Below are 22947 nucleotides of genomic sequence, written 5' to 3' on the forward strand. Positions count from 1 at the left end.
GACTTGATTATGAACAAGGAAGTATGTTTGGTAATCAACACGCCTAAGGCTAAACGCAACTACGCCGAAGACAGGAAGACGATTCGTAAGGCCTGCCTTAAGTACAAGGTTCCGTATATTACAACTCTCGCTGGTGCGCTGGCTGCGGTTAAGGGTATTGAGAGTGTTAAGAATGGAAATGGTGGTGAAGGTGGAGTTCGTTCACTTCAGGAGTACCATAGCATGATTAAGTAATATTCTTACCGAATTATTCAACATTAATAACAAAATGAAAATCGTCAGCCACGGCTGGCGATTTTTTTATATCATTTGCAGAATATCATCCAAATTACTACTTATTTTATTTATGATTTCCTTTTTTATATGATTTCGGATTCTTTCTTTGCGTTCTAGTTCTTTTTCATTTTCATTATTCGATAGGATATCTGTCTTTTCAGATGACGAAAATAACTCTAATACCGGCACATCTAAAGCTTCTGCAATTCGCTCAATTGTAGAAAGTTTTGGAATATTTTTATAAGTTTCCATAAGACCAATATAACTGGCAGAAGTACCGCAGAAAATTGAAAGCCTAAGCTGCGAAATTCCTTTCTCCTGTCTAATCCTTCTGATGTTATCTATTACAGTTTTCTCTAATTTTGTTGGCTCGTTATCCATACTATCAATTTTGATATGTTTCGGACACTTACAACTTGTCTAACTGATAGTGTTTGATATATAGTGTAATTGATAGTTTTGATTAATATCAAATTTAGGAGTATCTATAATGAAAAAATCTACAAAATCTCTTCTCTATCTTTCAATAGCCTTAAATTGCTTTTTTGTAATAGCTTTTACATTTCTATGTATATATAAATGGAATTCAATAACAACTAGATTAGAAAAACTATTTTCAAAGAATCAACCTTCTGAAAAAGTGCTTTCTCAATTCAATAAAGAACCTTATCGATTTTTAAATGAAGAAGAAATATACAGCGATTCATCAGAAACAATTACAATTTTGTTTTTAGGCAACAGCCTGACTTATACAGGGGTTCCAGAAGAAGAACCTGATAAAACTCCAAGAGGTTTAACTTCAACTTCTAAGGATAAAGATTATGTTCATTTACTTGTAAAACGAATTTCCAAAGAAAAGAAAGTAAACATTGTTTATTCATTAACAAATATTGCCGATTTTGAACGACATTTCACAGAAGACGAATTAGATTTTACCCGATTTTCGCAAGCAACAGTACAGAATCCCGATTATGTTATTTTTCAAATTGGCGAAAATGTTTCAAAAGAAGAAATGCTGCAAAATAAAGATATTTTTATAAATCGTTATAGTAATGCAGTTTCACATTTCAAAAATTCAGTTAAAATTGTATGTCTACCTTGGTGGCAGGATCCAGAAAAAAATAATCTTATTACTCAAGTTGCAATTAATTCAAAAGCTTATTTAGTTGATATAAGTCATTTAGGAAGTGGTGCAGATAAGCAAAACTATGCTGAATCATATAAACATTATAAGCAACCAGGTGTAGGAACTCATCCTGGAGATTATGGGATGCAGAACATTGCCGATTGTCTTTGGACTGTTTTTAATGCAGCGGTAAAATAATGGTGTTGAAATTGGAATACTGATAGGCATTTTGATTTTCATAACCTTATAATAAAATTCATAAAATTTTATGAAATCTCCAAAGGTCAGAAATTCAAGCAAGACCCAAACTGGACAATCATTAAAGGCAGTAATTTTATATTCATTGCGGTTTTTCTGGCTATTAGGTCAAAAGTCGAGTTTTTGCAAAAAGTATGTCATTGTCGTGCAATGTGCGGCAAGGCTCTTTTTTGTTACCAAAAACTAACTCAATTTCTACCGAATCGTTTCAATCACGCCGTCAAGTGTTTTTTCAATGATTGAATCGCTCAATTTGCTGACTTTTTCTAAAAGACGATTTTTATCAACATGTACGAGTAAATGCGGTTGCGTTACCGAATCTTTTGGCAAGCTTGTCAGTTCTTTTGAAAGAAACACATTGTTGGGAATTTCCGCGTAAACGGTGTTCGTCGTCAAAGGAAGCACAACCACCGTCCGAAGATTGCTTTCGTTTAAGACATCGCTTTGCAAAATGATTACAGGACGGCGGAATCCGACCTCGCTTCCGAACGGCATGCCGAAATCAACCCACCATACCTCACCACGAGTCATTTTTCAAAGCCTCCCTCACGCTCTCCAAGCCAGCATCACAATACTGCATTTGTTCCGAAACGGGGATTTTTTCAAGCACGGCGTTTATTTTTTCAACCTCAGTTTTGTCTGTCGGTTTTGCCTGCGCCTGTGGAAGCGATTTCACGAGAAATGTGATGAGTTCTATCCGCTCTGGCACATCAAGCAACACGGCTTGTTGTGCGAAAGTTTGAAATTCCGCATACGACATGTCTGCCTCCTTTTGGATTTATTATACCGCATTTTCGCGGAATTTACATTAAGTTTTTACTTTATTGACACGGTTTTCGCCGACTTTGCGCTTGACTGGGCAACAAATTTTTGTAAGGCGGCGGAAATTCCTTTTAATTCCATTCATTCATTTCTTCTATGGGAAAGGCAAGTTGAGATTAAGAAAAATGAATGTGAAACTTGATTGAAAAAATAAGAGGGAACTTTTAAATAAAAATATTAACCTTGGCATTAAGATTTATGGTATTATAATTCATAAATTCATAAGTCGTAGGTATCAAAATGTCGCTTGAAATATTCAAAAAAGATAATCTCCTTGTCTTGTATTTTTCAATTGAATACCCAGAAAATAGCAATATTGTATGGGTGTTTGATAAAATTGAAGAAAGAGGCTCTTGCAAACTAGCAAATACTTTTTTGCTAACAAAGAATGATATTCTCGATTATGATAAGGAAACATATTCTTATGGGGAATTTATTATAGCACAACTAGAACAAAATGGAGATGAAGAATACTATAAAATTAACAAAAGAATTCTTCAAATTTCATTTGACTTATATTTTGAAAAATCTTGTGATATTTCAAAGATGTATTTTCTGACCGCCCGAAAGACTTCAATTTTTAAAATAATAGACGAAATTGGAATAGACATTCCATTGGTCATTGGCGGAAATACAGATAATGCAATCTCAGAAGCTGATTATATAAAACTATTGCAAAGCTTGCCTAATGGGTATGAACACAGTCTCTATGATAAAGCACGAGTTTGCACGGCTTTGAAAAAATTCTTTTGCGTTGAAAAAGATAAAGAAACCACATTTCAAAAATATGTTAATTCAAAGAATTTGTCAGAAAACGATTTGTCAGATATTTATTTTGAAGATTTTGACATACAGCGTTATGAGTTTTTGTTAAAGAAACTAAAAAAGATGTTGAAAACTGAGAATGAATACAGTGAAAAAGATTGGCAAAATGAAATAATTAAATTCATAAAAATTATATTTCCAAAATATGTACTTAGCGAAAAGGAAGCCATTATTAAGAAAAATGATTATCATAATATGAAAAGAATAGACATAATTTTGGGTGACTATGACGGAAACATTGATATAGTTGAAATAAAAAAGCCAGAATCTGCGGAATTGTTAAGAGAATATAAAAATCGAGATAATTATGTTCCGAGCGTTGCATTGCAAGCGGCAATAATGCAGGCAGAAAAATATATTTATTATTTGTCAAAAGACGGTATTGAAGCAGAAGAAAATTTGAACAAACAGTTTAGTAAAAAAATACCATCTTGCTATGAATTTAAAATCAGAAATCCACGCGCAATAATAATTTTAGGAAGAAGTGAAAACTTTTCAGAAGAACAAAAAGAAGATTTTGAAATTATTAAACGGAAATACAAAAACATTGTTGATATTATTAGTTATGATGATTTGTTAAATCGATTAAAGACAGTGGTAAATCTCTTAAAAAATCAAAATTTTTCGTGACAGACATTTTGACAATTCTTTTTTGGAGATTCCAGTAACCGCAGAATTTTACAGACAGACGAGTGCGGACGGAAATTATTGGCTTGAATTTTCAGAACCATTTTTGCGCGACATAACTTTCATAAAGCACACGCTTGGAAACGGAAAGCCAGGCACGAAGGAATTCATAACTTGGTCAGAAGAAAAAATCACGCTGCTTTTTTACACGGAAGAGGAAAAAGAAAAGGCTTTTAAGGTTTTTGTTGAAGAATATGATGTACAGCAAGAGCAGAATACACGGATAGCGGAAACTAATCGCCTTGCGGAAGAAAATCAGAAAAAATTATTCAATGCCGCAGTCGCATCAAAAAGCCTTTCAAAACTCACGGATTACATAAAGAAAAACTGGGATGAGGCGCATTTCCAATATTCTGCATTTGAAGAGGTTGCAAAATTGCTCGCACAAGATAACAGCATAAAAATGAAAAAACTGCCGTACAGCATTACAAATCCATATAATTTAGACAGAAATTGCATATACATTGAAGACCAATTATCAGTTTATCAATGGACTGGGCGGGGAACTTTCTTGGCACAAACTTCAGAGGGAATTATGATTTATATCCGAAACGTTTACGATTTGTCTGCAATAGACAAACATGCGGACTGTGTGTATTTGCGATACGCAGGTACTTTTGAGTACAATTCAATTTCCGCAGGTGTGCAGGTCGTCCCGCAGTTTGACTTGATTTATAACATTGAAGATGTTGTTTTTCCTTCTTATGGGAAATAAATTTCGGGGGCGTTGCGGGCGGCGTTTGAGCCCGCAGAGGGGGTAGCGTAAAACGCCGAAGGCGGTTGGAGCGAGGGGGAGACTTCCCCCACCTGCTGAAATGTTTTCCACAATCCAGTATACTTTCCGCAGAAAGCAGGAGCAAATTATGACTTTTATTTCATGGAACATAGATTCAATTAATGCGGCGCTGACTTCTTCTTCGGACAGGGCAAAACTTTCGCAGGAGGTTTTAAAAAAACTGGGCGGCTACGATGCGGACATAATCGCCATTCAGGAGACTAAGCTTCCGGCGGAGGGGCCTTCGGATAAGCACCTTGAACTTCTGGCAGGCTATTTTCCCGGTTACAAAATTGAGTGGCTTTCTTCCGTACCGCCTGCAAAAAAAGGCTATGCGGGTACGATGATTCTCTATAAGGAAGGGCTGACTGCCCGCCGCGAAGTTGTACGACTGGGTGCGCCTGACACAATGGACGATGAAGGCCGCCTGCTTGTCCTTGAATTCGACGGATTTTATTTTGCTAATGTCTACACTCCCAATTCCGGGGACGGCCTCAAGCGGCTTTCCGAGCGCCAGAAGTGGGACGAGCTTTACGCCGAATACCTTTCCAGCCTTGATGCAAAAAAGCCTGTGATTGCCTGCGGGGACTTTAATGTTGCCCACAAGGAAATCGACCTTGCAAACCCGGCTTCAAATCATTTTTCAGCGGGCTTTACTGACGAGGAGCGGGAAGGATTTACAAAGCTTTTAGCCCGGGGTTTTACCGACAGTTTCCGATATGTGCATGGTGATGTAAAGGATATTTATTCCTGGTGGGGCCAGCGAATCAAGACTTCGAAGATTAACAATTCCGGCTGGCGGATTGACTACTTCCTCGTCAGCGACCGTATCAAAGAGCAGATTAAAAAGTCAGAAATGATTGACTCAGGCCCGCGACAGGACCACACGCCTATTCTTCTGGAAATTGACCTGGCTTGTTAGAAGACCTTTTCAGAACAAAAAAAGCTGCTCGTCACGGAAGGATTTTTGCTTTGCGTTTTTTATGATGTCGCCTTCTTTTGATTCGCCTAAAATGAAAGTGGAGTCAGGATTGTGCAGCGCCCGATTTTTTTCCACAAGGCGGGCATCATAGTTTGCGTAGCAGTATTTGCAGAGGTGAGGACAGGAATTGTAGGCTCCGATGTCGTTTGTGGGAAGGCAGAGGCAGTGCTTTCTTAGGACGGAAAGGCCGATTTTGGGCAAAAGGTGAATACCGGCCGCTTTTTCGACGATTTCTCTGGAAACACAGGCCCCCTGCTCAACTCCGCATGATGTTAAATCGACTTTTTCGGCACAGGACTCAATCTTGATTCCGTTCTCAAATGCGATTCGTGAAAGCGAAGATGCCAGGAATTTCTGGTCGGACTCGGAAACTTCTTTTACGCCGGGAAAATTTTTCTTGGTCTTTTCGTAAAGGTCGATAAAGCTGATGATGCAACGGTCGCTGTAACCGCGCAGTTTTTCTGCCATCTGACGAAAGGCTTTTATATGGAAGGAAACAGAATATTTTGAATCGACAAAAATCGGGTCGTATCGCCAGCAGACCCGGTCTTTTCCCAAAATTCTGCTTAATTCACAAAATGAATCCATGACACTGCCCTTTTCGGGAACATTAGGCTCGACATCCTTTTCGTAGGGCGTAATCGTCACAAAAAAGTAGAGGCCCAGCCCCATTTCTTTTAGTTCTTCAAGATGCGGAATCATGGGGGCTGGATTTTTCGTGCAAAAAACGATACAGTCCACGACATCGCGGGTGAGTTTGTAGCGCGCGACTTGCTCCCCATAGTAGGGATTTCGCACATCCACAAAGCCAGCGCGGACTCGGTTCATGAACCACTCTGAGTAAAAGGCAGGAATGTCTGTTCGTCCGCTCGCAAAAATCAGCATGGGGAGATTATAACAAAAAAGCCGGCTTCCATAAAGGATAACCGGCTGTTAAAAACGTTACAGCGTTACGCCGTCTTTGAAAATCGCAATCTCACGGTAGCCGTTCTTTTCGTTCTTGGTGACGGCTCTTCCCGAAACGATGTCGATAATCTGCTTCAAGAGGGCATCGCGGACTGAATCGCTTGGCTCGTCCAGAAGGCGGGCTGCGTCAAAGTCAATCCAGCCGTGCTTGTTCTGAGCCAGCGGATGGTTTGTAGCGATTTTGACAGTTGGAACTGGAGCTCCCAGCGGTGTTCCCCGTCCTGTTGAGAAGAGGATGATGTTTGCACCCGCTGCTGTCATGTCTGTCGTTGAAACGATGTCGTTGCCTGGTCCTTCAAGCAGGGTAAGTCCTGTAACATTCTGTGGGAGTCGCTCGCCGTACTTCAAGACGCCTGTGACAGGAGCCTTTCCGCCCTTCTGGACACAACCCAAAGATTTGTCTTCGAGAGTTGTGATTCCACCGGCCTTATTTCCCGGTGAAGGGTTTTCGTAGCAGACCTGATTGTGTCGTGCATAGTAGCCTTTAAATCCGTTGATAAGGTTTACGGTTTTGTCGAACCGGTCTTTGTCAACGCAGCGGTTCATGAGCATCTGCTCGGCACCGAACATTTCCGGCACTTCGGTGAGCATAACGCGGCCGCCCATTCCTGTCATGGCGTCGCAGATTCGGCCAATCAATGCGTTTGCGGTGATTCCGCTCATTCCGTCTGAGCCGCCGCACTTCATGCCAAGCACGATGTCTGTGAGTGGAGCTTCTTCACGCTTGAATTTTCCGGCGTATTCAGCGAGTTCGGTCAAAAGCTTTTTGCCTTCTTCCATTTCGTCCTCGAACTGCTGAGTGACCATGAATTTAACTCGCTTTTCGTCGTATTCGCCCAAGAATTCCTTGAAGTAAGGAACATTGTTCTCTTCACAGCCCAAAGATACGACCAGAACTCCGCCTGCATTGGGGTGATGAACAAGGTCAGAAAGGATTTTTGCAGTTGTTTCTTTGTCGCCGCCCATCTGAGAACAGCCGTAAGGGTGAGTCCATGTGAAGAATCCTTCCAAGCCGCCCTTCTCGCTTGGTTTTGGCTCGCCGCCACAGAATTTAGCGTTTGCCCACATGGCGAGATTTTCAGAAATTTTGTTTACACAGCCAACGAGAGGTATAATCCAGACTTCGTTGCGGCTTCCCACGCGGCCGTCTGCTCTTTTGTAAACATTGACTGTCGGTACATTTGCACGGAGTTTTTCTGTCTCCTTGTACCATGCGTCGTAAGCGGCCTTTGCTTTTGCCTCGTTGTAGGTGTAAGAGAGTTCGCCTTCAAGCAAAGTGTGAATGTTGTGTGTGTGAACATGCTTGCCGACGGCAATATCTTCTGTTGCTGAACCGATTGGATAACCGTATTTGATAACCGGTTCGCCTTTTTTGATTTCTTTGATTGCGAATTTATGACCCGCAGTAATATCTTCCTGAAGAGTGACATTTACTTCAGGAACATCGTCCATTGCCTCAAGAGTTACCTGAGTTCCTTTTGAAAGCGGTTCGAGTGCAACAGCAACTACATCCGCTTTGTTGATTCTGATGGCGATTTTGCTCATTAGATACCTCTAATTGAAAAAAATGATGTATCTATTATAATAGTAAATAATAAAATTGTATATGGAGAAAATTATGCAGATTTCAGACACAATCAAATATGTAGGTGTAGACGATCATAAAATCGATCTTTTTGAAGGACAGTTCGATGTCCCGAACGGCATGGCTTACAATTCCTATGCAATTCTTGACGATAAAATTGCGATTATGGACAGCGTTGACGCGGATTTTGGCGAGGAGTGGCTTTCGAACATCAAGAGCGCGCTGGGCGGAAAATCACCAGACTATCTCGTGGTTCAGCACATGGAAATGGATCACTCGGCAAATATCAAGCGATTTACCGAAACTTACCCGGATGCAAAAATCGTCTCTTCAAAAATGGCCTTCGTGATGATGAAAAGCTACTTCGGCTCGAACTTTGCAGAAAAACAGGTAGTCGTTGCAGAAGGAAGCAAGCTGGAGCTGGGAAAGCACACGCTCACTTTCATCGCCGCCCCCAATGTTCACTGGCCTGAAGTAATTATGACTTACGATTCTTTTGACAAAGTGCTTTTCTCTGCTGACGGATTCGGAAAATTCGGCGCGAACGACTACGATGACCCGGAAGGCTGGGCTTGTGAGGCCCGCCGCTACTATTTCGGAATCGTGGGAAAATTCGGGGCAAATGTGCAGGCAGTCCTCAAAAAGGCCGCAAATCTTGAAATCAAGACAATTGCTTCCCTTCACGGCCCTGTTCTCGCTGGAGACGATGTAAAAGAAGCCCTCCGCCTCTACGATATTTGGTCAAGCTACGGCGTTGAAAGCGAGGGAGTCTGCCTCCTTTACACTTCTGTCTATGGAAACACAAAGCGGGTTGCCGAAAAACTTGCCGAAATCCTAAAGGCAAAAGGCTGCCCGAAAGTTGCGATTTCCGAACTTGCCCGTGAAGACACCTACGAGTGTGTAGAAGATGCCTTCCGTTACGGAAAACTTGTTTTGGCAACAACAACTTACAACGGCGGCGTCTTCCCCACAATGCGGGAATTCATCGAGCATCTTACCGAACGCAACTACCAGAACCGAAAAATCGCCTTCATCGAAAACGGCAGCTGGGCACCGATGGCAATCAAGGGCATGACAGCCATGTTCGAGCAGAGCAAAAACATCACGATTTGCGAAAACAAAGTCACCGTGAAGATTGCGGAAAGCGCCGAAACAGAAAGCCAGCTTGAAAAGCTCGCAGAAGAGATTTTGAAATAAGGAGAATCTCCCATGAACAATTTCACCTACTACGCGCCCACAAAAGTTATTTTCGGAAAAGGCACGGAATCTCAGGCTGGAAGTCTTGTCGCTTCTCAAAAGTGCAAAAAGGTCTTGCTTCATTACGGAAGTGGCTCGGTCAAAAAGACTGGGCTCCTTGGCCGCGTAAAAAAATCTCTGGACGAGTCGGGTGTTTCTTATATTGAGCTGGGTGGAGTTGTTCCAAATCCTAGGTTATCGCTTGTTCGCGAGGGAATTGCGCTCTGTAAAAAAGAGGGAGTTGATTTTATTCTAGCTGTGGGTGGTGGTTCTGTAATTGACAGTGCAAAGGCTATCGGTTACGGCGTGACTAATGATTTTGATGTCTGGGATATTTTTGAGAAAAAGAATTCGCCCAAAAACTGCCTGCCGATTGGTGTCATTCTCACGATTGCAGCCAGCGGAAGCGAAATGAGCAACAGCGCAGTCATCACAAACGAAGATGGCTGGAAAAAGCGGGGCTCAAATTCCGACACTTGCAGGCCGAAGTTCGCGATTATGAATCCTGAGCTTACAATGACCCTTCCTGAATACCAGACCATGTGCGGCTCAACCGACATCCTCATGCACACTATGGAGCGATATTTTACCAGCAATGGAAATATGCAGATTACAGACAGTATAGCCGAAGGACTCATGCGGACAGTTATCGAAAACACGCTGATTCTGCTCAAAAATCCAAAGGACTACGACGCCCGCGCGGAAATCATGTGGGCCGGAAGTCTCAGTCACAACGATTTGACAGGCTTGGGTAACGGCGGAAATGATTTTGCAAGTCATCGCCTTGAACATGAACTTGGCGGAATGTTTGATGTGGCTCACGGAGCGGGGTTGGCTGCAATCTGGGGCAGTTGGGCGCGCTATGTCTACAAGGACTGCCTTGCCCGGTTCAAAAAATTCGCCATCAAAGTCTGGAATGTGGAAAATTCCGGCTCTGATGAAGAAATCGCCCTCAAAGGAATCGAGGCAATGGAAAATTTCTACCGTGAAATCAAAATGCCGACGAATCTTCGGGAGCTGGGAATCAGCCCTACTGACGAGCAAATCACCGAACTTGCGAAAAAATGCTCAATCGCGACCGGCGGCAAAGTCGGAAGCGCGAAAGTCCTCTACGAAGAAGACATGCGGAAGATTTTTGATGCGGCACGGGTGTAACTGCAAAATTTGCGCGATAATTACTCTAGATTCAATTTATTGCGCAGAATCAGTAAAGTGATTCCGGCACAAGCTACAGCAAAGAGAATGTCGAAACCGATTGAGGCATAGCACATAGTCGAAATGATATTCCAAACTTCGGCGGGCGAGTCAGAGTTAAAGTTTTCGATTTTAATCAGAAGGAAATTTGTTGTAAACTGGCCCTGAATTGTATTTATGATGGAAAGGCCGACAACTGCAACGATAAACTGAACAAGGGCACGACATTTTTTTGCGAGATGACCGACCGCATAAACCATATAAATGAAAGTCGCGATGAAGAAAATCGTAAAAATCCCTGCAACCCCAAAAAGAAAACAAGCATTTACAATCGAATGTCCGGTAAATTCAACGAATCTTTGAGCGAGATCGGCAAAATTCTTGTCTTCAAGCAATTTGTCTATGACATTTCGATATAAAAGAAAAGTCGAGACCCCTACGACGAGTGTATAAATCAAAAGCCAGACGAAAGCCGAAAGAATTCGTGCCAGCAAATGACCACAAAGGGAAACTGGAAGCGTAAGATTCAGATAAGCTTCGTTACCGAGCATTGATTTTTTGAATCTTCGTCCTAATTGGAGCAAAGTAATGATTGCAGAAGCAACGACAAAAATCATCATGACCGGATAAAGTACAAAATAGAAAAGCATGACTTTATCGCCGCCAAAATCATCGAAAAAATTCTGAGAAAAATATAAAATTCCCGCAATAAAAGCGATTGCAAGAATTACCGAATAGACAGGCACAAAAACTCTGGCCGTAGAGATAAACTCGTATTTGAAGACCTTTCCAATCATCGGAAGCTGGCTGACTTTATTTTCGTTTTCCATAATATTCTCCATTTAGCATCTGAATTCTTCGCGGAAAAGTTCGTCAATTGTTTTTCCGGTGGCATCCCGTGTTTTTTCGGCATTTCCCTGTCGGATAATTTCGCCGTCTTTCAAGAAAATAATTTCGTTCAAGATGCTTTCAATATCAGAAATCAAGTGTGTTGAAATAAGAACGGTTGAACCGGCCGGAGTATTTGTAAGAATCGTATTGAGGATATAATCGCGGGCAGCAGGATCAACTCCGCCAATCGGCTCATCAAGGATATAGAGAGGAACTTCGCGGCTCATCGTAAGAATCAGCTGAACTTTTTCTTTCGTTCCTTTTGACATTGCTTTGAGCTTGTCTTTGAGGCTGATTTTGAGACGGCTGAGCATATCCAGGGCTTTATCTCGGTTAAAATTTGAATAAAAATCTTGCATCATTTTGACAAGCTGCTCAACATTCATCCAATCGTTGAGATAAACACAGTCCGGCTGATAAGCAACAAGAGCCTTAGATTCAGGACTTACAGGAAGCCCGCAGATGGTGACTTTTCCGCTCGTAGGGTGAAGAAGACCTGATGCGAGTTTTAAAAGCGTGGTTTTTCCACTGCCGTTTGGACCTAAAAGTCCGACAATCGCACCGCTAGGTACAGAAAGATTGACATTTTTAAGTGCCGTTTTATTTTCATATTTTTTTGTAACGCCTGTATATTCCAGAACGGAATCCATGAAATTCTCCTTTTAAAATTATTATAGAAAATAATCGTCTGAATGTATATTGTTTGACGAAGAAGTAAAATAATTCTACTATATTGTTATTATTTCATTTTTTGATTTGCACAGGGGATTTTCATGAAAAAATTTATTTCACTCATTCTTACATCTTTGCTGGCTCTCTCTGCATTGTCAGCTCAGGATTCTGGTACTTATGCCGTGAAAGTTTCTGCTCCAAATGGCGCACCAGCTCTTTCTCTCGCAACTTTGGTTGCAAAAAATCCGGAAAATTACACTTTCGTTGCCGCTGAAACCATTTCTGCTGAATTCGCCAACAATAACGCAGATTTCATCATCGCTCCGATTAACGCCGGCGCAAAACTCTACAAAATGGGAAAGTCAACTTACAAACTCGCGGCTGTAGTCACTTGGGGAAATTTGTATTTCGCTTCTCAGAAAAAGAATTTTAAGCTCAAGGACATTAAAAAAGCTGAGCTCACCCTTTTTGGCGAGAACACAATCAATTCATCAATCGCCCTCGCTGCTCTCGAAAAAAACAAAATCAAGCCAAAATCAGTGAACTATCTCGCAGGCGCGGCAAATACTCAGGCGCTTCTTCTTTCTGACGCAGACTCAATCGTTCTTACGGCAGAACCTGCTCTTACTGCAGCTAAAATGAAGAATCAGAATATTACGGCATATCCGCTGAATGCGCTTTATAAAAAAGCAACAGGATTTGACGGATTCGCTCAGGCAGGTCTTTTCGTCCGGGCCGAGACAGTCGAAAAAAATCCACAAATTGTTGAAGATTTTCTTGTCCGTGCAGAAGAATCATGCAAAAAATGCAGTGCAAATCTTTCAGAAGTTGTTTCTGCAGCAGTCGAATTAAAAATTCTCCCAAACGCAAAAATCGCAGAAACGGCAATCCCGAATTGTGCGATTCGCTTCATGAGCGCAAAAGAAGCAAAATCACAGGTCGAAACAGCGGCAAACATCGACATCAAACAGTACGGTGGCGCGCTTCCTGCTGACGACTTCTACTATGGAAAATAAGATTGCCGAATAAAACAAAAAATACACTCTTTTTCTCCATCGGCATTATTCTCATCGGAGTTTTGATTCAAATTCTGGGAAAGGCAAAAGGCGATCCTCTGGTCTTTCCCGGAATTCTTGAAATTCTCAAAGCATTTTTCAATCTTTTAAAAACCCCCGAAACCTACAGGCTTATTCTCACCACATTCTGGCATTTGTTCGTCGCGCTGATTTTTTCTACGGTTTTGGGAGTGGCAATCGGCATGGCGGAGGGATTGAGCAATTGTGTCCGTCAGATTTTTAAGCCCCTGATGATTATGCTCCGTTCGATTCCTATGATTGTGCTTGTAGTGATTATCATGGTGCTTACGAAATATCCCAAAGTGCCATATATTGCCGCCAGTCTCGTTCTTATCCCCATGATTAGCGAAGCGACTTGCGAGGGCTGCATCAGAATCGACCGGGATTTAATCGATGTTTACAGATTGAACAGCAATTTTTCCCCGCGGATTTTATTTTCGGTATATTTGCCTTTGATGGCTGGATATTTGAAACAGGCCTTTATCAATGCAGTCGGCACGGGAATAAAAATCATCGTAACGACAGAATATCTTGTTCAGAGCAGAAATTCTCTCGGAAAGGCAGTTTATTCAAGCGCGTATTTTAATGAGTACGAAGAGATTTATGCCTACGCGCTGATTATGGTGATTCTTGTTCTTTTGGTGAGCGGACTTCCTCTTCTTTTCGTAAAAAAAGCAAAATCCTAGAATTTTACGCTTGTAATCGCCGAGTGAGGGCAGGCCGCCTTGCAGTCTCCGCAGCGAATGCAGTCCGCGCTGTCAGGCTTTTCGTAGACAGGAATGTTGAGCTTGCAGATTTTTTGGCAAGTTCCGCATTTTGTGCATTTTGAGTCATCGATTTTAAATCGGTAGAAGGAAATTTTATTGAAAATTCCGTAAATTGCTCCCAGCGGACAGACATATCGACAGAAAGGACGGTAGATTATAATAGAAGAAATAATCGTAAGAATCAGAATGGCAAGCTTCCACCGGAAGATAAATCCCGCCGCTCCCCGCATGGCTGAATTCAAAAGAACGAGGGGAATTCCACCTTCAAGCGTGCCTACAGGGCAAATCCACTTACAGAACCAGGGCTCACCGAAGCCCATAAAATCCGCCACAAAAGCCGGAAGTAAGATTACGAAAACGGCGAGAAAGACAAAGCGAAGATAACGCAGGGCTCTCTCACCGGGAAGAGAGCGAATCTTTTTTACGAAGGGGATTTTATAGAACAAATCCTGCACAAGACCGAAAGGGCACAAAAATCCGCAGACAAAACGACCGAGGAAAGTGCCGAAAATGACCAAAAGCCCGACGATGTACATGGAGATTTTGTAGTCCCGGCTGTTCAGAGTGGCTTGAAGGGAGCCGATCGGGCAGGCACCCAGCGCGCCAGGGCAGGAATAGCAGTTCATACCTGGAACGCATACATATTTCGATGCCCCTTCAAAAATCTGACCGTGAGCAAAGCCCTTGATGTAGCCGTTTGAGAGCGCGGTGAACAAAGCCTGGATTATGAGACGGATACGACTGTGTCGTGCGCGTTTTTCCGCGATTGAAGGTGCTTTCTTTTCCATCTCACCCAATCCCGATACATTCCATGCAGATGTGAGTCGCCTTGTTAAAAACAGCCTGTGCCTCGCCACGGAAAATGCCCGCAAAGACAAGGGCAATTCCAAGAACAAGGACAACAAGAGCGACAAGGCGACGATGTTTTTCGGTCAGTTTCATAAAAACCTCTGTGCAATCAGATTTAATCCGCGTTTATCTGCGTCCATCTGTGTCTAAATTACTTCTGCTTTGCCAGCAAGTCGTCGATGATTTTCTGCCAGTCTTTTTGGCTTCTGGCTCCCAAGTAGACCTGGCCGATGATTTTGCCATCTTTGTCTACAAAAATTGTTGCTGGAACGGCCTGAATATTGCGCAAAAGTCCGTTCATCATATCTTTGCTGGGAATGATGTGAGTGTAATTCGCCCCGGTTTTTGCGATGATTTCTTCACCGTCAGCTTTTGGCTTCGGGAGAATATTTCCCATGCGGTCAACGATGTCGATAGGAATCCCCACCACTTCAACGCCCTTTGACTTGTTGGCTTCGTTGAGTTTTGCAAGGTCAGGCATTTCTTTAATGCAGGGCGGACAGAAAGTTCCCCAGATGTTGACCATGGTGATTTTGTTTTTTGCGAAAATTTCGCTTGTAATGGCTGTGCCATTCATGTCTTTTGAAGTGAATGTGACTTTATCGCCGGCTTTTTGTGCAAAAGAGAGAGTCGCGACAGAAAGTAAAGCGAGAATTGTAAGAATCTTTTTCATAGTGTCCTCCTCCAAGAGTAGCTTTTGTTTTCATTATAACTATAGCACATTCTCTGGTAGAAGACCTTAAAAAAAGATTAACGAAAGATGAAAAAAAAATTCAGATTTCTATTTTTGTTGAGATTGGCAAAGAGATGTCAGAAGTTCATGAAAAGTCGGGTATTCTTTTTTTATCATGACGATTTTGCCTTCTGCATTTACGAAACAATGTTCACTGTTGCCTTCACATACAGATTCACCATTTTCATTTTGCATAGAGTATTTGAGTTTAAGTTTGATACCACTGTATTCTTCAACAGCAACGGAGATTGTAACTGTGTCAGAAAATGTAGTGCTATGTTTGTATCTGCAACTTACTCCGACAACAGGAGAGATAATTCCTTCAGATTCGAGGCGTGCATAATCCCAGCCAATTTGCTTCAAAAAATCAACGCGGGCTTCTTCCATCCAGCGTACATAATTTGAATGGTGGGTAATTCCCATTTTGTCTGTTTCGTAATATTGAACTGTGTGTTTGTATGCTTTGACTTCCATTTTTTTATTTTATCACATACTATTAAGATATAAAATATGACTTTCATAAAATCGATGATTTTGGCTTTCTCAACCTTCTCTTCCCTTCCCGCTCCCAGAGTTGAATGGAACGAAAAAAACATGCGCTATATGATGTGCGCTTTTCCCCTCGTGGGGCTTGTGATTGCGGTTTTCTGGCTTGCTTGGTTTGTTTTCGGGATTCAGCTGCTTTTTGTCTGGCAGCGAACGATTTCCCTTCATTTGATTGCCCTTGGCTTCACTTTGATTCCTGTTTTCATCAGCGGGGGGATTCACCTCGACGGTTTTATGGACACTTGCGATGCTTTGGCAAGTCACGCCAGTCGTGAAAAAAAGCTTGAGATTTTAAAAGACAGTCATTCCGGGGCTTTTGCAGTTTTGGCTTGTGTTATTTATTTTCTTTCTTATTATGTTCTTTCTTATGAAATCTGTGATTACTTTTTCGGCTCGGCTTCTTCTCACCGATTCGTAAATTTTTTCGTCCGCCTTATGAATTTTCTCCCGATTGTGAGTATTTTTATCATCAGCAGGCTTTTAAGCGCATTTGCCGTTGCCACTTTTCCCATTGCGAAAAACAGCGGTCTTGTCCACACATTCGCCTCTGCAAGCGCAAAAAGATTCACGGCGCTTTGGTGCTACATTTTCTTTTTATTGATTTCACTCGTTCTGATTTATTTTTACAGATTTTTGGGAATCGCTTTGGTGGGGGCAAGTCTTTCAGTTTTCTGCTTTTACTTCGTCGTCGCCGTAAAAAACTTTGGCGGAATCACCGGAGACACGGCAGGCTGGTTCGTTCAAATGTGCGAGATTCTCGGACTTGTCGTTTTAGTGATTTCAAATTGCTAATTGAAAAAAATCTTCTATAGTGATACTCTTTTTTCATTGAGCTTTAAGCGAGGTAAAAAAATGGCGAAAGATTTGGATTGGGCAAATTTGCCTTTCGGTTACATGGAAACTACAAAAAGTTTCGTTGCAAATTGGAAAAACGGTGCGTGGGACGAGGGAACTCTCACCAGCGACCACACAATCACAATGTCAGAATGTGCTGGCGTCTTGCAGTACGCTCAGACTTGTTTTGAAGGCCTCAAAGCCTACACCACCGCAGACGGAAAAATCGTCACATTCCGCCCTGATTTAAACGCTGACCGCATGAAGGATTCTTGCGAGCGTTTGGAAATGCCAGTCTTCCCAAAAGACCGCTGGATTAAAGCCGTCATCGACACAATCAAAGCAAATATCGACTGGGTTCCGCCTTACGGAAGCGGAGCAACTCTTTACATCCGTCCATATATGTTCGGTTCAAGCGCAGTTATCGGCGTTAAACCGGCAGACGAATATCAGTTCCGCATTCTTGTTACACCGGTCGGCCCATATTTCAAGGGCGGCGTAAAACCAATCACAGTGCGCATCTCTGACCTTGACCGCGCGGCTCCCCACGGAACCGGCGACATCAAGGCTGGTCTCAACTACGCAATGAGCCTTTACAACATCGTTGACGCTCACAAAAAAGGCTTCGCCGAGAACATCTACACAGACCCGGCAACACACACTTATATAGAAGAAACTGGCGGCGCAAACATCCTTTTCGTCACAAAAGACGGAAAACTGGTCACTCCGAAGTCAAACAGCATTTTGCCGTCAATCACTCGCCGCTCCCTTATTCAGGTTGCAAAAGACTATCTCCACATCGAAGTCGAGGAGCGAAAGGTCAACAAGAGCGAGCTTAAAGACTTCGTGGAAATCGGTCTCTGCGGCACCGCTGCTGTAATCAGCCCAATCGGCTGCATCGATGACCACGGCACAAAAATCAATGTCCCAAGCGGCATGGATGAAATCGGCCCTGTCCTCAAAAAACTCCGCGAAACTCTCACGGGCATCCAGATGGGCACCGAAAAAGCTCCTGAAGGCTGGATTTACGAAATAAAGTAATGGAAATTACTTACAAAACAAGCGGCACCTGCGCTCGCCTAATTCACTTTGAGCGCGATGCCGAAAATCGCATTCACAACATCTCTTTTGAAGGCGGCTGCAACGGCAATCTCAAGGCAATCGCCAAGCTCTGCGAAGGCATGAAGGCCGAAGAAATCAACGCGAAGCTTTTGGGAAATCTCTGCGGCAACAAGCCGACTTCCTGCGCCGACCAGCTGGCAAAAGCCGTAATGACTGCATAGCGTCTTCTATGGCATTCTTAGAATTTTCGCACCAATGAAAGATTTCTACAGAACTAAATCCCTTGCAGAGCTGACACCCGAAGAATGGGAATCCCTCTGCGACGGATGCGGCCGCTGCTGTTACCGGAAGTACATCACAGGCTACGGAAAGCGGGAAAAGACACATTACACCCGCGTGGCCTGTGACCTGCTGGACCTAAAGACCGGAAAGTGCCGCGACTACGAGAACCGCTTCAAAATCATCAAAGATTGTCTCCAGCTCACCAAAAACAATGTCTCCCAATTCGACTGGCTCCCTGAAACTTGCGCCTACCGCCTTGTCCACGAAGGAAAGCCACTTCCCGACTGGCATCCCCTGATTTCTGGCCGCAAAGAAAGCGTGGGTGAAGCGGGAATCTTGATTCAGAATGGAATCCACGAGCACGAAGTGGACGAATGTGACTGGGACGAATACGAGATTTGAAAAAGCAAAAACACTTGAAATTTCTGCACTTTTTGTGGTGAATTATTTTTCATCCCGCTCGCGATTCTATTTCCGAATCTTTTCCTTCAATTTAATTCCCAATTTTTCAAGCTCCTCGTCAATCACTGAGTCAATTCTGGCAAAAAGGCTGTCATCGCCTGAGAATTCTTGCGCCGTGTAAAAGAAACTTGCTGGCGTTGTATTAAAAATGACACAAAGCGCGTCCAGAAGTTCTGCCGTCACAAAAGATTTTCCGTTTTCTATGCGGCTGAGATGTGTCGGGATAATATCTAATTTTTCAGCCAGTTCTTCCTGTGTCAGTTTTCTTAGTTTTCTGAAATGCTTTAGATTCTCGCCAAAAATTTCTTTTACATTCATATAATGAGGATTTTATAGATTGAACTGATTACAAAACATAGCACTTAATGAAAATATTCTTAACACTTTTGGCATTTAATGCCAAATTTCGCTTGATTTATTGATTTTTAATGTTATAATTTTTGAGAAACAAAGCATTTTATGCTAAGTTTAAGGAGGAATTTTACTATGCGAAAAATTATTACCGTATCATCAGATGATGTAGAATCAAGAACTTCAGCCTTAAAGATTCTGTCATCATTGTTTTCTGAGACTTCTGAATTTGAAGAAATTTGGCGTGACTGGGGTACTGACAGTTGGGGCTGGTTTAAAATCAATGGCATCACGATTTTTGTAAGCACAACAGGTTCTGATGCAGCATCTTTCAAAAAGAATATCGAGTATATACAGAAATACGACTGTTCAATAGGTGTAATGGCAGCTCCAAAATCAGCGGCAGCAGCTACAGATGAAATAGAAATTGAGCACTTCGATATGGATAAATATAAAAAATCAATAAAAAATTCCGCGAAGGATAGCACTGAAGCAAAAAACAGAATTGTTGCGTCCGCACTTTTCACAAAAATATGTTGTGACTATGGTGTAATTCCTGTTGTATAAAGAAGGCATAAGAGAATAATTGAATGGATTTTATCCTTTTGTTTAGGAGAAAATAATGATGAATAAAACAATAATTATAATTTTTTCATTTTTCTGTTTTGTTTTAGCAGGATGTAGCTGTTCACCAACACTTACAGCAAATGGAATTACCGTTCCTTTAGAAAAAGCAGAGGAGCTTGTAAAAACAATAAAAGAAGATTCTGAAGTCATAGTAAAAGGAACTGTAACAAAAGAAGATTTGGAAGAAATTGCAAATGCTTTTTATGTACCTATGGGTATTCCAGATCCAACGGTGTTAAGGTACTTCCTTCCAAAAAATGTGAAAATTGTTTTGAATTTATCAAATGCAAAAGGAATTAGAGAAATAAGCGATGAATTTAGCGAGCTCTATAATCTAAAAAAAATAATTTTGCCGTTGGGTATCAAAAAATTAGGAAAAGGTTTTAATATGGGTACAGATGTTAAAAAGTTCATAGTTCCTTCGTCTGTGACAGAAATTAATAACGAGTTTGCACCTTGGAATCAGGAACTCAAATTTATAGAAGTTTCAGAAAAAAATAAAAATTACAGTAGCTATGACGGAGTATTATATAGCAAGGATATGCAGATATTGATTTGTTGTCCTGCTAGCCACAGTAGAGAACTAAAAATACATGATGGTACAAAAACAATTTGTACAGGAGCTTTTTTTGGTTGTAAAAATTTAGAAGATGTAATAGTTCCTGAATCGGTGACGAAAATTGAACAAAGTGCATTTTTTAATTGTAATAATCTCAGAAGCGTTACACTTCCATCAAGCATTCAGTTAACTGAAGACAACCTTTCAAATATTTTTTATGAATGTGAACGGCTTTCCACTATTTATTACGATGGTGAAACTTATAAATGGGAATAGTAAAGCAAATTTAGGTGTTATTATGAAACATTTAGCTTTTGCAATATGTGGTATTTTTATTCTTCTGCATCTTTCCTGTGAGAGTGAGCAAAGTAAACATGAAAAAATATCTGAACAATTACTGGAACAGGCAAATGAGGGGGATCTTTGGCTTTTATATGATGATTTGCTTGGTTATTTTGAAAAAGATGAAAATTACGCTTTTGTTAAAGAAGAGAATGGTTTTCGGTTAAAAAATGAACCTATAAAACATGTGATGTTAAGCCTTTATGATTTCCACAAGAAAAATCATCTTCCCATATTGCAAGATCAGGAGCATCCTGAAAATGCTGAAAACTGGTTTTACTTTTACAATTTGTTGCTCCAAAATGAAGATACTTTGTCAGAAGAACAAATTGAACACTATGATTCATTAACTACAGAATGTGATTATTGCCGTCTAGCATTTAAAAACAATTTAGATATAGCTTGGCCGGAAATAACATATGATTTGATAAATAATTTTCCTAAACTAAAAGAAGAAGCTCTTTATAATATTAACCGCTTAAACGCAGCAAAAGAAAAAGCAGATGCGGAAGAGGCAGAAAGACGGAGAATCGAAGCTAGTAGATTGACTGGAGTACAAGATTACAAATTTGGTATGTCTAAAGCCGAAGTGAAAAAAAAATGGAGTAAAGCCCATGAAAAAGAATGGGTGCCGGAATTAAAAATAGTCGACATAGGTATATTAGGTTCTGAACCGTATATTGCAGAAGTTTTAGTTGGTAACTCGATTTCCTACGGACAAATTTCTTTTGATGCTGTTAGTTTTCTTTTTATTAATGACAAACTTTATAAAGTATATTTGATTTATGATGGAAATACTTACAATACAAATACAATCGCTGCGATAAAATCATTGGTGAATTCTATTGTTTCGAAATATGAATTTAATGGCAGACCTGTCGATGGGTCTACTAATATAGGTCCCCTTAATATGTACGGAAAAACTTACAAGAAATTTGATAAAACTGAAGTTTTTTACGGCAGTTCAGAACAAGGTTTCGGTGCTTATAGTGCACTTATTACTTTTGAAGATATAAAAATTAGGGAAAACAATTATAATCAAGCTTTACAAAAATACAAAGATAGTATGACCAATCGCAATGATTTTTAACCTAGAGGACGAGGATAATGAAAAATTCTGATTCAAACAGCGCAAAGCTAAAATCTCTTCTTGTAAGCAATGGTCTTGAACACTGTATTCCGTTGCTTGAAGAGAAAAAACTGTTGGACAAATCGCTTCTTGCCAAAATGACAGAAAGCGACTATGAAAAAATCGGCATAACTGAAATCAGCGACCGAAAAAAATTGCTTACGCTATTCGGCAAAAAAGAAAAAGGCTGCCTGATTCCAATTCTGATTGTCATCGCTATAATTGCAGGTGTATTGATTTTACTTCATTATTTAGGCATATTGGGCTCGTTGGTCAAAATCGTGGAAGGCGCAGGTCTATTATTGCTTTTGGTTTTTATCCTTGCATGTGCTTTTTTGTTTAGTTGACAGCTAGAGAAGGTAAAGTGGTCTGTACAGAAGGAGACATGATTCTATTTAATTGAGTTATAAAAATTAAATCTATAATCACTTCTCATACTGCACCACGCTTTCTCCAGTAGAGAGCGTGGTTTTTTCTTTTCGTAACAATGTGTACTTAATCTGCCCGACAGTGTAATCTTTGTCAGTTTTGGGAAAGAACGAGCGACAGAAATAATTTTGGGCATGTTCCTTTTTGTCAAGAAAGATGTACACATCATTGCCTTGAAAATCAGCAGACAAAAGAAATTCCGCAATTATCGTTGAAGTCGGATTATTTTGTGGGCGGTAACGGAATGTCAGATAATTGCTGTCGAGTAGTTCTTCAAGGTGAGAAAGTGGCTCAAAACGATTTTCGATTTCTTGAATGGATTTGCTTTGCTTGATTGTGTCGTAAGTGATTTTTCCGCTCAAAATTTTTCTGAAAACTTCGGTGCGGTTATCTCGGTGAATTCGCAAATCTTTTAGTTTTCCTAAGCCCATCAAGTGGTGGAAGTCGATTGCATTAAAGTTGATTTTCAAATCGATTTGATTGTTCTTGTGTGCAATAAGGATGCGATATTCCGTATTAATTAAGGACTCAAAAGTTTTTGCACATGCAAGAAGTTTATCCATCAGCTCTCCGACAAAAAAACCCGTCGCAAGGACGGGCTTAA

At 41.1% G+C, this 22947-nt stretch carries 30 protein-coding genes and 1 pseudogene; 17 read left to right on the plus strand and 14 right to left on the minus strand.

Annotation, left to right across the window (positions count from 1 at the left end):
* Positions 1 to 234, plus strand: a 234-nt coding sequence (locus tag B2089_RS11410) for a hypothetical protein (protein WP_296687360.1), incomplete at its 5' end; no start/stop codon positions are given.
* Between the two features lie 66 nt (positions 235 to 300).
* On the opposite strand, the gene B2089_RS11415 is transcribed toward B2089_RS11410, so the two are convergent.
* Positions 301 to 657, minus strand: coding sequence for a helix-turn-helix domain-containing protein (locus tag B2089_RS11415; RefSeq protein ID WP_296687361.1), 357 nt, complete (start codon positions 655 to 657; stop codon positions 301 to 303).
* Positions 658 to 766: 109 nt separating this feature from the next.
* Between B2089_RS11415 and B2089_RS11420 the strand changes: the two genes are divergently transcribed.
* Positions 767 to 1600 carry an SGNH/GDSL hydrolase family protein gene (locus B2089_RS11420; RefSeq protein WP_296687363.1) on the plus strand — a complete coding sequence of 278 codons (834 nt, stop codon included), beginning with the start codon at positions 767 to 769 and terminating at the stop codon, positions 1598 to 1600.
* Here B2089_RS11420 and B2089_RS12115 read toward each other — a convergent pair.
* The 3 genes and pseudogenes from B2089_RS12115 to B2089_RS11430 form a co-directional block, all read right to left on the minus strand.
* Positions 1493 to 1741 (minus strand): annotated as a pseudogene (locus B2089_RS12115) (Abi family protein); the annotation flags it as partial. The gene B2089_RS11420 and the pseudogene B2089_RS12115 sit on opposite strands and share 108 nt — an antisense overlap.
* Positions 1742 to 1855: 114 nt before the next feature.
* Positions 1856 to 2191, minus strand: coding sequence for a type II toxin-antitoxin system PemK/MazF family toxin (locus tag B2089_RS11425; RefSeq protein WP_296687366.1), 336 nt, complete (start codon positions 2189 to 2191; stop codon positions 1856 to 1858).
* Positions 2178 to 2420 (minus strand): hypothetical protein, encoded by a 243-nt coding sequence (locus B2089_RS11430; protein WP_296687368.1) that lies wholly within the window; start codon positions 2418 to 2420, stop codon positions 2178 to 2180. The genes B2089_RS11425 and B2089_RS11430 overlap by 14 nt, the downstream gene beginning before the upstream one ends.
* A gap of 341 nt (positions 2421 to 2761) precedes the next feature.
* Here B2089_RS11430 and B2089_RS11435 point away from each other — a divergent pair, with 341 nt between their 5' ends.
* The 3 genes from B2089_RS11435 (at position 2762) to B2089_RS11445 (ending at position 5691) form a co-directional block, all read left to right on the plus strand.
* Positions 2762 to 3937: a Shedu immune nuclease family protein gene (locus B2089_RS11435; protein ID WP_296687369.1), complete on the plus strand. Its 1176-nt coding sequence runs from the start codon at positions 2762 to 2764 to the stop codon at positions 3935 to 3937.
* 22 nt (positions 3938 to 3959) lie between these two features.
* Positions 3960 to 4709, plus strand: a complete 750-nt coding sequence (locus B2089_RS11440; RefSeq protein WP_296687370.1) for a hypothetical protein — start codon at positions 3960 to 3962, stop codon at positions 4707 to 4709.
* A gap of 148 nt (positions 4710 to 4857) precedes the next feature.
* Positions 4858 to 5691, plus strand: a complete 834-nt coding sequence (locus B2089_RS11445) for an exodeoxyribonuclease III (protein WP_296325998.1) — start codon at positions 4858 to 4860, stop codon at positions 5689 to 5691.
* Between the two features lie 9 nt (positions 5692 to 5700).
* On the opposite strand, the gene B2089_RS11450 is transcribed toward B2089_RS11445, so the two are convergent.
* Both B2089_RS11450 and B2089_RS11455 read right to left on the minus strand, forming a co-directional pair.
* A complete protein-coding gene (locus B2089_RS11450; protein ID WP_296325995.1) occupies positions 5701 to 6636 on the minus strand; it encodes a DUF1848 domain-containing protein in 936 nt (311 codons plus the stop codon).
* A 57-nt stretch (positions 6637 to 6693) separates the two neighbouring features.
* Complete coding sequence (locus B2089_RS11455; RefSeq protein WP_296687372.1) at positions 6694 to 8262, minus strand: UxaA family hydrolase; 1569 nt, start codon at positions 8260 to 8262, stop codon at positions 6694 to 6696.
* A 73-nt stretch (positions 8263 to 8335) separates the two neighbouring features.
* Here B2089_RS11455 and B2089_RS11460 point away from each other — a divergent pair, with 73 nt between their 5' ends.
* Together B2089_RS11460 and B2089_RS11465 are read left to right on the plus strand one after the other, a co-directional pair.
* The gene (locus B2089_RS11460) at positions 8336 to 9499 is read left to right on the plus strand and encodes an FprA family A-type flavoprotein (protein ID WP_296320193.1); all 1164 of its coding nucleotides are present in this window, start codon (positions 8336 to 8338) and stop codon (positions 9497 to 9499) included.
* 12 nt (positions 9500 to 9511) lie between these two features.
* On the plus strand, positions 9512 to 10693 hold the full coding sequence (locus B2089_RS11465) for an iron-containing alcohol dehydrogenase (protein ID WP_296320191.1): 1182 nt from the start codon (positions 9512 to 9514) through the stop codon (positions 10691 to 10693).
* A 20-nt stretch (positions 10694 to 10713) separates the two neighbouring features.
* On the opposite strand, the gene B2089_RS11470 is transcribed toward B2089_RS11465, so the two are convergent.
* Together B2089_RS11470 and B2089_RS11475 are read right to left on the minus strand one after the other, a co-directional pair.
* Positions 10714 to 11562 (minus strand): hypothetical protein, encoded by an 849-nt coding sequence (locus tag B2089_RS11470; protein ID WP_296320188.1) that lies wholly within the window; start codon positions 11560 to 11562, stop codon positions 10714 to 10716.
* A 12-nt stretch (positions 11563 to 11574) separates the two neighbouring features.
* Positions 11575 to 12273, minus strand: coding sequence for an ABC transporter ATP-binding protein (locus B2089_RS11475; protein WP_296320184.1), 699 nt, complete (start codon positions 12271 to 12273; stop codon positions 11575 to 11577).
* A 123-nt stretch (positions 12274 to 12396) separates the two neighbouring features.
* On the opposite strand from B2089_RS11475, the gene B2089_RS11480 reads away from it, so the two are divergent.
* Positions 12397 to 13311, plus strand: a complete 915-nt coding sequence (locus B2089_RS11480) for an ABC transporter substrate-binding protein (protein ID WP_296320181.1) — start codon at positions 12397 to 12399, stop codon at positions 13309 to 13311.
* A gap of 2 nt (positions 13312 to 13313) precedes the next feature.
* A complete protein-coding gene (locus tag B2089_RS11485) occupies positions 13314 to 14057 on the plus strand; it encodes an ABC transporter permease (RefSeq protein ID WP_296320178.1) in 744 nt (247 codons plus the stop codon).
* Here B2089_RS11485 and B2089_RS11490 read toward each other — a convergent pair.
* The 4 genes from B2089_RS11490 to B2089_RS11505 all read right to left on the minus strand — a co-directional run bounded on the left by B2089_RS11490 (position 14054) and on the right by B2089_RS11505 (position 16194).
* Complete coding sequence (locus B2089_RS11490) at positions 14054 to 14926, minus strand: 4Fe-4S binding protein (RefSeq protein WP_296320175.1); 873 nt, start codon at positions 14924 to 14926, stop codon at positions 14054 to 14056. The two genes, B2089_RS11485 and B2089_RS11490, sit on opposite strands and share 4 nt — an antisense overlap.
* Position 14927: 1 nt before the next feature.
* Positions 14928 to 15080 (minus strand): CD1871A family CXXC motif-containing protein, encoded by a 153-nt coding sequence (locus B2089_RS11495; RefSeq protein WP_296320174.1) that lies wholly within the window; start codon positions 15078 to 15080, stop codon positions 14928 to 14930.
* A gap of 58 nt (positions 15081 to 15138) precedes the next feature.
* Complete coding sequence (locus B2089_RS11500; protein WP_296320171.1) at positions 15139 to 15660, minus strand: TlpA family protein disulfide reductase; 522 nt, start codon at positions 15658 to 15660, stop codon at positions 15139 to 15141.
* 108 nt (positions 15661 to 15768) lie between these two features.
* Positions 15769 to 16194: an acyl-CoA thioesterase gene (locus tag B2089_RS11505; RefSeq protein ID WP_296320168.1), complete on the minus strand. Its 426-nt coding sequence runs from the start codon at positions 16192 to 16194 to the stop codon at positions 15769 to 15771.
* A gap of 36 nt (positions 16195 to 16230) precedes the next feature.
* Here B2089_RS11505 and B2089_RS11510 point away from each other — a divergent pair, with 36 nt between their 5' ends.
* Genes B2089_RS11510 through B2089_RS11525 form a run of 4 tightly spaced genes read left to right on the plus strand, consistent with a single transcriptional unit; the run spans position 16231 to position 18846 of the window.
* The gene (locus B2089_RS11510) at positions 16231 to 17058 is read left to right on the plus strand and encodes an adenosylcobinamide-GDP ribazoletransferase (RefSeq protein ID WP_296320165.1); all 828 of its coding nucleotides are present in this window, start codon (positions 16231 to 16233) and stop codon (positions 17056 to 17058) included.
* 60 nt (positions 17059 to 17118) lie between these two features.
* Complete coding sequence (locus B2089_RS11515; protein WP_296320162.1) at positions 17119 to 18141, plus strand: branched-chain amino acid aminotransferase; 1023 nt, start codon at positions 17119 to 17121, stop codon at positions 18139 to 18141.
* Complete coding sequence (locus B2089_RS11520) at positions 18141 to 18383, plus strand: TIGR03905 family TSCPD domain-containing protein (protein ID WP_296320158.1); 243 nt, start codon at positions 18141 to 18143, stop codon at positions 18381 to 18383. The genes B2089_RS11515 and B2089_RS11520 overlap by 1 nt, the downstream gene beginning before the upstream one ends.
* A gap of 34 nt (positions 18384 to 18417) precedes the next feature.
* A complete protein-coding gene (locus B2089_RS11525; protein WP_296320154.1) occupies positions 18418 to 18846 on the plus strand; it encodes a YcgN family cysteine cluster protein in 429 nt (142 codons plus the stop codon).
* Between the two features lie 66 nt (positions 18847 to 18912).
* Here B2089_RS11525 and B2089_RS11530 read toward each other — a convergent pair whose 3' ends face one another.
* Complete coding sequence (locus B2089_RS11530; RefSeq protein WP_296320151.1) at positions 18913 to 19224, minus strand: helix-turn-helix domain-containing protein; 312 nt, start codon at positions 19222 to 19224, stop codon at positions 18913 to 18915.
* Between the two features lie 168 nt (positions 19225 to 19392).
* Here B2089_RS11530 and B2089_RS11535 point away from each other — a divergent pair, with 168 nt between their 5' ends.
* Genes B2089_RS11535 through B2089_RS11550 form a run of 4 tightly spaced genes read left to right on the plus strand, consistent with a single transcriptional unit; the run spans position 19393 to position 22261 of the window.
* On the plus strand, positions 19393 to 19824 hold the full coding sequence (locus B2089_RS11535; protein ID WP_296320148.1) for a hypothetical protein: 432 nt from the start codon (positions 19393 to 19395) through the stop codon (positions 19822 to 19824).
* A 55-nt stretch (positions 19825 to 19879) separates the two neighbouring features.
* A complete protein-coding gene (locus B2089_RS11540) occupies positions 19880 to 20719 on the plus strand; it encodes a leucine-rich repeat domain-containing protein (RefSeq protein ID WP_296320146.1) in 840 nt (279 codons plus the stop codon).
* Positions 20661 to 21875 (plus strand): hypothetical protein, encoded by a 1215-nt coding sequence (locus B2089_RS11545; RefSeq protein WP_296687390.1) that lies wholly within the window; start codon positions 20661 to 20663, stop codon positions 21873 to 21875. The genes B2089_RS11540 and B2089_RS11545 overlap by 59 nt, the downstream gene beginning before the upstream one ends.
* A gap of 17 nt (positions 21876 to 21892) precedes the next feature.
* Positions 21893 to 22261 (plus strand): hypothetical protein, encoded by a 369-nt coding sequence (locus tag B2089_RS11550; RefSeq protein WP_296320143.1) that lies wholly within the window; start codon positions 21893 to 21895, stop codon positions 22259 to 22261.
* A gap of 78 nt (positions 22262 to 22339) precedes the next feature.
* Here the strand turns inward: B2089_RS11550 and B2089_RS11555 are convergent, their stop codons facing one another.
* Positions 22340 to 22906, minus strand: coding sequence for a PBECR4 domain-containing protein (locus B2089_RS11555; protein WP_296687394.1), 567 nt, complete (start codon positions 22904 to 22906; stop codon positions 22340 to 22342).
* Between the last annotated feature and the right edge of the window lie 41 nt (positions 22907 to 22947).

Origin of the sequence: Treponema sp. UBA3813, assembly GCA_002368605.1 — a bacterium.
GTDB lineage: Bacteria > Spirochaetota > Spirochaetia > Treponematales > Treponemataceae > Treponema_D.

Bases quoted from the DNA above. Each gene is read 5' to 3' on its own strand.
- B2089_RS11415 (WP_296687361.1), bottom strand. From the start codon at position 657: ATGGATAACGAGCCAACAAAATTAGAGAAAACTGTAATAGATAACATC.
- B2089_RS11420 (WP_296687363.1), top strand. From the start codon at position 767: ATGAAAAAATCTACAAAATCTCTTCTCTATCTTTCAATAGCCTTAAAT.
- B2089_RS11425 (WP_296687366.1), bottom strand. From the start codon at position 2,191: ATGACTCGTGGTGAGGTATGGTGGGTTGATTTCGGCATGCCGTTCGGA.
- B2089_RS11430 (WP_296687368.1), bottom strand. From the start codon at position 2,420: ATGTCGTATGCGGAATTTCAAACTTTCGCACAACAAGCCGTGTTGCTT.
- B2089_RS11445 (WP_296325998.1), top strand. From the start codon at position 4,858: ATGACTTTTATTTCATGGAACATAGATTCAATTAATGCGGCGCTGACT.
- B2089_RS11450 (WP_296325995.1), bottom strand. From the start codon at position 6,636: ATGCTGATTTTTGCGAGCGGACGAACAGACATTCCTGCCTTTTACTCA.
- B2089_RS11455 (WP_296687372.1), bottom strand. From the start codon at position 8,262: ATGAGCAAAATCGCCATCAGAATCAACAAAGCGGATGTAGTTGCTGTT.
- B2089_RS11460 (WP_296320193.1), top strand. From the start codon at position 8,336: ATGCAGATTTCAGACACAATCAAATATGTAGGTGTAGACGATCATAAA.
- B2089_RS11465 (WP_296320191.1), top strand. From the start codon at position 9,512: ATGAACAATTTCACCTACTACGCGCCCACAAAAGTTATTTTCGGAAAA.
- B2089_RS11470 (WP_296320188.1), bottom strand. From the start codon at position 11,562: ATGGAAAACGAAAATAAAGTCAGCCAGCTTCCGATGATTGGAAAGGTC.
- B2089_RS11475 (WP_296320184.1), bottom strand. From the start codon at position 12,273: ATGGATTCCGTTCTGGAATATACAGGCGTTACAAAAAAATATGAAAAT.
- B2089_RS11480 (WP_296320181.1), top strand. From the start codon at position 12,397: ATGAAAAAATTTATTTCACTCATTCTTACATCTTTGCTGGCTCTCTCT.
- B2089_RS11490 (WP_296320175.1), bottom strand. From the start codon at position 14,926: ATGGAAAAGAAAGCACCTTCAATCGCGGAAAAACGCGCACGACACAGT.
- B2089_RS11495 (WP_296320174.1), bottom strand. From the start codon at position 15,080: ATGAAACTGACCGAAAAACATCGTCGCCTTGTCGCTCTTGTTGTCCTT.
- B2089_RS11500 (WP_296320171.1), bottom strand. From the start codon at position 15,660: ATGAAAAAGATTCTTACAATTCTCGCTTTACTTTCTGTCGCGACTCTC.
- B2089_RS11505 (WP_296320168.1), bottom strand. From the start codon at position 16,194: ATGGAAGTCAAAGCATACAAACACACAGTTCAATATTACGAAACAGAC.
- B2089_RS11510 (WP_296320165.1), top strand. From the start codon at position 16,231: ATGACTTTCATAAAATCGATGATTTTGGCTTTCTCAACCTTCTCTTCC.
- B2089_RS11515 (WP_296320162.1), top strand. From the start codon at position 17,119: ATGGCGAAAGATTTGGATTGGGCAAATTTGCCTTTCGGTTACATGGAA.
- B2089_RS11520 (WP_296320158.1), top strand. From the start codon at position 18,141: ATGGAAATTACTTACAAAACAAGCGGCACCTGCGCTCGCCTAATTCAC.
- B2089_RS11525 (WP_296320154.1), top strand. From the start codon at position 18,418: ATGAAAGATTTCTACAGAACTAAATCCCTTGCAGAGCTGACACCCGAA.
- B2089_RS11530 (WP_296320151.1), bottom strand. From the start codon at position 19,224: ATGAATGTAAAAGAAATTTTTGGCGAGAATCTAAAGCATTTCAGAAAA.
- B2089_RS11535 (WP_296320148.1), top strand. From the start codon at position 19,393: ATGCGAAAAATTATTACCGTATCATCAGATGATGTAGAATCAAGAACT.
- B2089_RS11540 (WP_296320146.1), top strand. From the start codon at position 19,880: ATGATGAATAAAACAATAATTATAATTTTTTCATTTTTCTGTTTTGTT.
- B2089_RS11545 (WP_296687390.1), top strand. From the start codon at position 20,661: ATGAATGTGAACGGCTTTCCACTATTTATTACGATGGTGAAACTTATA.
- B2089_RS11550 (WP_296320143.1), top strand. From the start codon at position 21,893: ATGAAAAATTCTGATTCAAACAGCGCAAAGCTAAAATCTCTTCTTGTA.
- B2089_RS11555 (WP_296687394.1), bottom strand. From the start codon at position 22,906: ATGGATAAACTTCTTGCATGTGCAAAAACTTTTGAGTCCTTAATTAAT.